Annotated in this window: 8 protein-coding genes; 1 reads left to right on the top strand and 7 read right to left on the bottom strand. The window is 67.8% G+C overall.

The features are described 5' to 3' along the window. The first annotated feature begins 403 nt into the window (after positions 1–403). The gene (locus ER13_RS02555; RefSeq protein ID WP_368664381.1) at positions 404–2,131 is read left to right on the top strand and encodes a methyl-accepting chemotaxis protein; all 1,728 of its coding nucleotides are present in this window, start codon (positions 404–406) and stop codon (positions 2,129–2,131) included. A 62-nt stretch (positions 2,132–2,193) separates the two neighbouring features. Here the strand turns inward: ER13_RS02555 and ER13_RS17605 are convergent, their stop codons facing one another. From ER13_RS17605 to ccmA, 7 genes are all read right to left on the bottom strand, one after another. Beyond that, a complete protein-coding gene (locus ER13_RS17605; RefSeq protein ID WP_052004757.1) occupies positions 2,194–2,802 on the bottom strand; it encodes a MarR family winged helix-turn-helix transcriptional regulator in 609 nt (202 codons plus the stop codon). A 169-nt stretch (positions 2,803–2,971) separates the two neighbouring features. Beyond that, a complete protein-coding gene (locus tag ER13_RS02565) occupies positions 2,972–3,238 on the bottom strand; it encodes a hypothetical protein (protein WP_035306128.1) in 267 nt (88 codons plus the stop codon). A gap of 58 nt (positions 3,239–3,296) precedes the next feature. Continuing rightward, positions 3,297–3,863 carry a DsbE family thiol:disulfide interchange protein gene (locus tag ER13_RS02570; RefSeq protein WP_035306130.1) on the bottom strand — a complete coding sequence of 189 codons (567 nt, stop codon included), beginning with the start codon at positions 3,861–3,863 and terminating at the stop codon, positions 3,297–3,299. Beyond that, positions 3,860–4,078 (bottom strand): heme exporter protein CcmD, encoded by a 219-nt coding sequence (ccmD, locus tag ER13_RS02575; protein ID WP_035306132.1) that lies wholly within the window; start codon positions 4,076–4,078, stop codon positions 3,860–3,862. The genes ER13_RS02570 and ccmD overlap by 4 nt, the downstream gene beginning before the upstream one ends. A 1-nt stretch (position 4,079) precedes the next feature. Beyond that, a complete protein-coding gene (locus tag ER13_RS02580; protein ID WP_035306135.1) occupies positions 4,080–4,799 on the bottom strand; it encodes a heme ABC transporter permease in 720 nt (239 codons plus the stop codon). 54 nt (positions 4,800–4,853) lie between these two features. Next, entirely contained in the window at positions 4,854–5,561 is a 708-nt protein-coding gene (gene ccmB / locus ER13_RS02585) for a heme exporter protein CcmB (protein ID WP_081836095.1), read from the bottom strand. Beyond that, positions 5,558–6,181: a heme ABC exporter ATP-binding protein CcmA gene (ccmA, locus tag ER13_RS02590; RefSeq protein WP_035306138.1), complete on the bottom strand. Its 624-nt coding sequence runs from the start codon at positions 6,179–6,181 to the stop codon at positions 5,558–5,560. Before ccmA ends, ccmB begins: the two co-directional genes overlap by 4 nt. Positions 6,182–6,237: the final 56 nt, after the last annotated feature.

Consider the following 6,237-nt stretch of genomic DNA (forward strand, 5'->3'; position numbering starts at 1 on the left):
ATTTTTGGAACGTGCTGAAAAGCCCGGAAATGCTGATCCCCAACATTGCCAAGGTTGGGGTCGAGAGTTCGAATCTCTTCGCCCGCTCCAAGTCGAGACTGACAAAATCAGGGGCCTGTCGTTTCGCGGCAGGCCCCGATTTGTTTCCTCCATCCCTTCGGTCATCACGGTGGACGTCCGTTGTCCCGGCGCCGTCGGAGGCGGCGGGTTCGTCATGAAAGGCCGGGCCGACAGGCGCCGGAACCCACCGTGCTGAAGCGTAAAACGGCGTGTCGATTCAGATGCTTCGGGGGCTGAGCATATCCATACGTCTTGGTAGCGAATGGATGATATCCAAGCAGGGAATCAACCGGGCAAAGACTGGGACGCAATGTTGGGCAAGGGAAAACGATCGGCGTCGCTGGTGCTTGAAGAAGCTGTCGAAGCCTTGCGAACCAATGTGATGATCGCGGACAAGGACCTGAACATCACCTATCTGAATCCTGCGGTTCAAGACCTGCTGCAGGCCGCTGAGGCGGATCTGCGCAAGGAACTTCCGAACTTCAGCGTCGCCAAACTGGTCGGCAGCAACATCGACATCTTTCACAAGAACCCGGCCCATCAGCGCGGCATGCTGGCGGCCCTGACCAAGCCGCATTCGGCCACCATCCGCGTCGGAGACCTGGCCTTCGACCTTCACGTCAGCCCGCTGAAGCGGCGGGGCAAGCCAGCCGGCTTTGTCGTGGAGTGGGCGGACGCCCATCACCGGCTCGCCAGCGAGGATTTCGCGGCCCAGATTCAGGCGATCGGGCGATCCCAGGCGATGATCGAGTTCAAGCTGGACGGCACGATCGTCAACGCCAACGAGCGATTTCTCGATGTCATGGGCTACCAGCTCAATGAAGTCGTCGGCCGCAAACACGAGATCTTCGCCGAACAGGAATACCGTGACAGCCCCGACTATCAGCAGTTCTGGGCGGCGCTCGCGAGCGGCGCGTTCCAGTCCGGCGAGTTTCGGCGGGTTCGCAAGGACGGGGGCGTCGTCACGATCCAGGGATCGTACAACCCCATCCTCGGTCCTGACGGCAAGGTGGCCAAGGTGGTCAAATTCGCCACAGACGTGACGCAGCGCGTGGAGGCCGTAACCGTGATCGGCGATGCGCTGACGGCGCTGGCCGAGGGCGATCTCCAGCAGCGGATAACGACCAAATTCATACCCGAACTCGACAAGCTCCGGATCGACTTCAACAGCGCCGTTGAAACCCTCCAGGCGACCATGACTAGCGTCGGCGCGACCGCGGGCGCGATTCGCGCGGGCGCCGACGAGATCGGCGTCGCTTCCGACGAACTGTCGCGCCGGACCGAACAGCAGGCCTCCAGTCTGGAAGAGACCGCCGCGGCGCTTGATCAGCTCACCTCGACCGTCAACAGCAGCGCCGCCAATGCGCAGAAGGCGGCCGCCGTCGCGCTCGGGGCCAGGGGGGACGCCCAACGCTCTGGCGACGTCATGGGCGAGGCGATCTCCGCCATGTCGGAAATCGAGCGATCCGCCGTGGAGATCACCAACATCATCGGGGTGATCGACGAGATCGCCTTCCAGACCAATCTTCTGGCCCTGAACGCCGGGGTCGAGGCGGCGCGCGCTGGAGAGGCCGGCCGCGGCTTCGCCGTCGTCGCTTCCGAAGTGCGGGCGCTCGCCCAACGATCTGCGGAAGCCGCCAAGGAAATCAAGGGACTTATCGCGGGCAGCTCGCAGCAGGTCACCAAGGGCGTCAAACTGGTCGGCGAGACCGGAGAGGCTCTCGGGGTCATTGTCGAGCGCGTGGCCGAAATCGACGCCCTGATCAGCGACATCGCCACCTCGGCCCGTGAGCAGTCCTCGGGCCTGAGCGAAGTGAATGTGGCGGTCAACCAGATGGACCAGGTCACCCAGCAGAACGCCGCCATGGTCGAGGAGTCCACGGCCGCTTCACATTCGCTCCGTCAGGAGACCGAAGGGCTGATGACGATGATCGGGCGGTTTCAGCTGGGAACGGCGGGAAGCTCACCCCGACAGCAGGCCGCGCCCGAGCCTCGCCCGGTCCGCCTCGTCGCCGTCGGCGGCGGACGGGTCCAGGCTGCGCCGGCGACATCGGACTGGGAGGCGTTCTAGCGAGCCGCCGTCCCGATCTTCGGGACGCCCAGGCGCGGCTCAGGAGCGAATGGGAATACCGGTCACGCGCCGAGCATAGAGACCGGTCCGGGCATGCAGGCGCAGCCTCGGGGCTGCGGCGCCGGGTCTGCGTCCGTCGTAACGGAACAATCGTGCGCGCCAAGGGCGGCGTTCATCCGGGACAGGACGGCGAGGGCGGTCGAGAGGTCCTGGAGCGAGACAGAGCTTTCGACGCTGTATTGCACGCATGAGGCGCAGGCCGACCAGAGTTTCGCCGCCTCTCGTCCACTGTCGGTAAGGCGCAGGAGGTGGGCGCGTCGATCCCCCTTCAGGGCCTGGCGCTCCACCAGACCCGCCGCAAGAAGGCCGGTGACACGCGTCGACATGACGGCCTCCGAAAGCGCCAGCGCATCGGCCGCCTCCCTCTGGATCAAGCCGGAGGGGCGTTGGGCCAGAAGGTTCAGAACCGCCAGCTGGCCCGCGTTCAGGCCGCCTTCCGCCAGCACCTCGTCCACCCGCGCCGTCCATCGACGCGCAAGCCGGATGACGGCGGACTGCAGCATGGTCCCCACCGCGTGATGATTGGCCGGTCCGCAGGTTTGCACGTCGCCCCACTTGGGACATTGGCACGTCGTCTTCTCCCAGCGGCCGGTTTCGAAGCGCTCTGCCATCGCCGTCTCTCGTTTTCGGCGTTGAGAGTCCTTGAAAGCCCAGGTGAGCGCAATAAGGGGTATCCCTCCGTGTCCAGCTCAAAATCCTGAGGGACGACGTGTCCCGACGCGCTCTACGGCAAAGCGCATCGCCCTGGCGGCCCGAGGGTCGCGCTCTGCTTGGGTCGGATCAGACCTTGATGTCGAGATAGGAGCCGGGGCGCATGATCCGGGGCTCTTCGCGTTCCGGCGCCGCCGGGGCGGGTTCGACGGGGCGCGCCGGATTGGCGGTGCGCACCGTGGGCATGACGGCGGCGGCGGGCTCCTGACTGGGTTGAGCGCGTGAGGGCTGATCCAGGGCGGCGCGGAAGAAGGCGGCCTGCGCGTTTCGCGCCGTCGGCAGGTCGAGACCTTGCGACGGGACGGGCTGCGGCAAACCGGGGCGAATCGCGCTCATGCCCAAACGTTAACGCATCCGGAGCGATCAATCGTTAACAAGGCCTCTCGAAAGAGAGTTAATGCGATTTTTCACCGGGAGCGGGCCGGGGCGGGGCCTGCATGGAGGCGACGAGTCGTTCGATGTCGGCGTCGTTCAGCAGGGGACCAGACTGTTTGGCGGTGATCCGGCCCATGGCGTCGACGGCGAAGGTCTCGGGCACGCCGGAAATGCCCAGGTCCAGACCGGCCCGACCCTCGTGGTCCACCAGAACCATCGAATAGGGGTCGCCCAGCTCGTCCAGGAAGGCGCGGGTGGCGACCGGCTCGTCCTTGTAGGCCACGCCGACGACAGCGATCCCCCGCGCCTTCAACGCCAGAAGCTTGGGGTGTTCGAGCCGGCAGGGGGCGCACCACGAGGCGAAGACATTGACCAGCATGGGCCGGCCCACGCCTGCCGTCTTCAGGTCCAGATTGCCGGGTCCGGCGGTGTCGCCGGTGAGCATGGGCAGCACCGTCTCGGGGATGGGCTGGCCGACCATGGCGTCGGGCTTGAAGGCCGGATCGCGTTTCAGCGACCAGCCGATGAACAGGGCGGCGAGCGCCACCACCACGACGAGGGGGAGCAGGGCCAGCCAGCGGTTCACTTTTGGGGTCCTACCGCGCTTCGCGCTACTTGAGGACGCCGGGAGACTGCCGCGTCTGATGTCGCGCTCTGGTCTTCTTCCAGACGCTCCAGTTCCCGCTTCCATTTTCGCGAGGCGATGACGGCGCGGGCGGTCAGGGCGATCAGCACCAGGGCGCTGACGCCCCAGGCGGGCCAGACGAAGGCGGCGTAGGGGGTCATGTCGAGGTCGAGCATTTTACGCCTCCAGGGCCTGACGGGCGCGCAGGGTCAGGACGCGGCGACGGCGGATCTCGGTGCGGATCGCCGTCAGCCAGAGGGCCGAAAACAGCACGCCATAGGCCGCCAGCATGGTCAGGAACGGCGGCAGATAGACGGGGTCCAGGCCTGAGGATCCGGGGGTCAGGAAGCTGGCCGGCTGGTGCAGGGTGTTCCACCAGTCGACCGAGAATTTGACGATGGGCAGGTTGATCAGGCCGACCAGGCCCAGGACGGCGGCGGCGCGCGCGCCCTTCTGCTCGTCGTCGATCGAGGCCCGCAGCGCCATATAGCCGAGGTAGAAGAGGAACAGGACCAGCACGCTGGTCAGGCGCGCGTCCCACACCCACCAGGTTCCCCACATCGGCTGGCCCCACAGCGAGCCGGTGAACAAGGCCAGGGCCGTGAAGGCGGCGCCGGGCAGGGCGGCCGCGCGGGCGGCGGCGTCGGCCAGGGCGTGGCGGAACACCAGGGCGAAGAAGCTGGAGACGCCCAGGGCCGAATAGGCGCCCAGGCCCCAGACGGCGGCGGGCACATGGACGAACATGATCCGCACCGTGTCGCCCTGCTGATAATCGGCGGGAACGGAGAAGCTGAGCCAGATCCCGACCGCCAGCAACACGGCCGCGACCGCCCAGAGGACGGGCGTCAGAGGGCCGGTGAAGGCCATGAAACGCTGCGGATTGGACAGGCCGAACATGGGCTCAGCGATTACGCGGGGTCGCGACGGCGGGCAAGCGGCGGATCAACTCAGTCATCCCTGGGCATTTCGCACGGCCGCTGCTCCGGCGAAGGCGGCGATGACGCCGGCGAACAGGACATAGGCGCCCAGGAATGCCAGGGCCGGGGCGGGCGACTGGCCCGAGGCGGCGCGTTCCAGCGCCCCGGCGCCGAAGACGACCGGGGGGATGAACAGGGGCAGGACCACGACGGCGATCAACAGCCCGCCCCGCTTCGCCCCAAGGGCCAGGGCGGCGCCCAGGGTTCCGGTGCAGGCGAAGCCCGCGCCGCCGATCAGGGCCGACAGGGCGGTAAGCGGGACCAAGGCCGGCGGCAGGCCCAGGGCCAGGGCGGCGACGGGCGCGGTCAGGGCCAGGGGCAGGCCGACGGCGATCCACTGGGCCAGGGCCTTGATCAGAACGACCGATTCCAGCGGCAGATGGCCCAGGGCCAGCAGGTCCAGGGCGCCGTCCTCGAGATCCCGCTCGAACAGCCGCTCCAGCGACAGCAGCGAGGCCAGGGCCAGGGCCAGCCAGGCGATCCCTCCCGCCACGGGCGAAAGCGTGCGCGGATCGCCCCCCACGGCCAGGGGCAGGACGGCGGTCAGACAGGCGAAAAAGCCGCAGGCCAGCAGGGGGCCGCCTCCGCCGCTCCAGGCCAGGTCCAACTCCCGCTCCAGCAGCACGCGCGTCGCGCCGCGCAGGCCGGGCGGGCGGGGTTCGGCGTCGACAGGACGGCTCACGTCAGGCCTCCCAGGTCCAGGGTGCGGGCCGGCAGGGGCAGGGGGTCGTGGACGGCGGCGAGGATCAGGCCGTCGGCGTCGAGATGGCGGCGCATCTGGTCGGCGAAGACGGCGCGCCAGCGGGCGTCCAGCGGCGCCATCGGCTCGTCCAGCAGCCACAGGGCGCGCGGCGATCCGACCAGCCGGCCCATGGCCAGGCGGCGGCGCTGCCCGGCGGACAGGCGTCGCACCTCGAGATCGAGCATAGGCTTCAGGCCGAAAGCTTCGACCGCATCGTCCATGCCGCATTGGACATGACCCAGCCAATCGCACTGGAAGCCCAGTTCTTCGCGCGCCGTTCGGCTGGTCTTCAGTCCGTCCTGATGGCCGAGGAAATGGGTTTCGCGGCCGCGCGCCAGCCGCTCATCCAGCGGATTGCCGTCGCCGTCATGGAAGGCGACCTCGCCGGCGTCGGGGCGTAACAGGCCCGCGATGGTTCGCAGAAGACTGGTCTTGCCTGCGCCATTGGCGCCCGTCAGCACTACGGCTTCCCCGGCCTGGAGGCGCAGGTCGAGGCCCTGGAACAGACGACGCTCGCCGCGTGAGACGGTTAGGTCGGAGATCGAGAGGGTGTGGATCATGACGGCGACACTCTCCCTCCCCGTTCCGGGGAGGGGCGTCGCGGAGCGACTGGGTG

Source organism: Brevundimonas sp. EAKA, from assembly GCF_000698025.1.
GTDB classification, from domain to species: Bacteria; Pseudomonadota; Alphaproteobacteria; order Caulobacterales; family Caulobacteraceae; genus Brevundimonas; species Brevundimonas mediterranea_A.

Coding starts and splice junctions, on each gene's coding strand:
- ER13_RS17605 (WP_052004757.1), bottom strand. CDS start 2,802: ATGGCAGAGCGCTTCGAAACCGGCCGCTGGGAGAAGACGACGTGCCAA.
- ER13_RS02580 (WP_035306135.1), bottom strand. CDS start 4,799: ATGTTCGGCCTGTCCAATCCGCAGCGTTTCATGGCCTTCACCGGCCCT.
- ER13_RS02565 (WP_035306128.1), bottom strand. CDS start 3,238: ATGAGCGCGATTCGCCCCGGTTTGCCGCAGCCCGTCCCGTCGCAAGGT.
- ccmA (WP_035306138.1), bottom strand. CDS start 6,181: ATGATCCACACCCTCTCGATCTCCGACCTAACCGTCTCACGCGGCGAG.
- ccmD (WP_035306132.1), bottom strand. CDS start 4,078: ATGCTCGACCTCGACATGACCCCCTACGCCGCCTTCGTCTGGCCCGCC.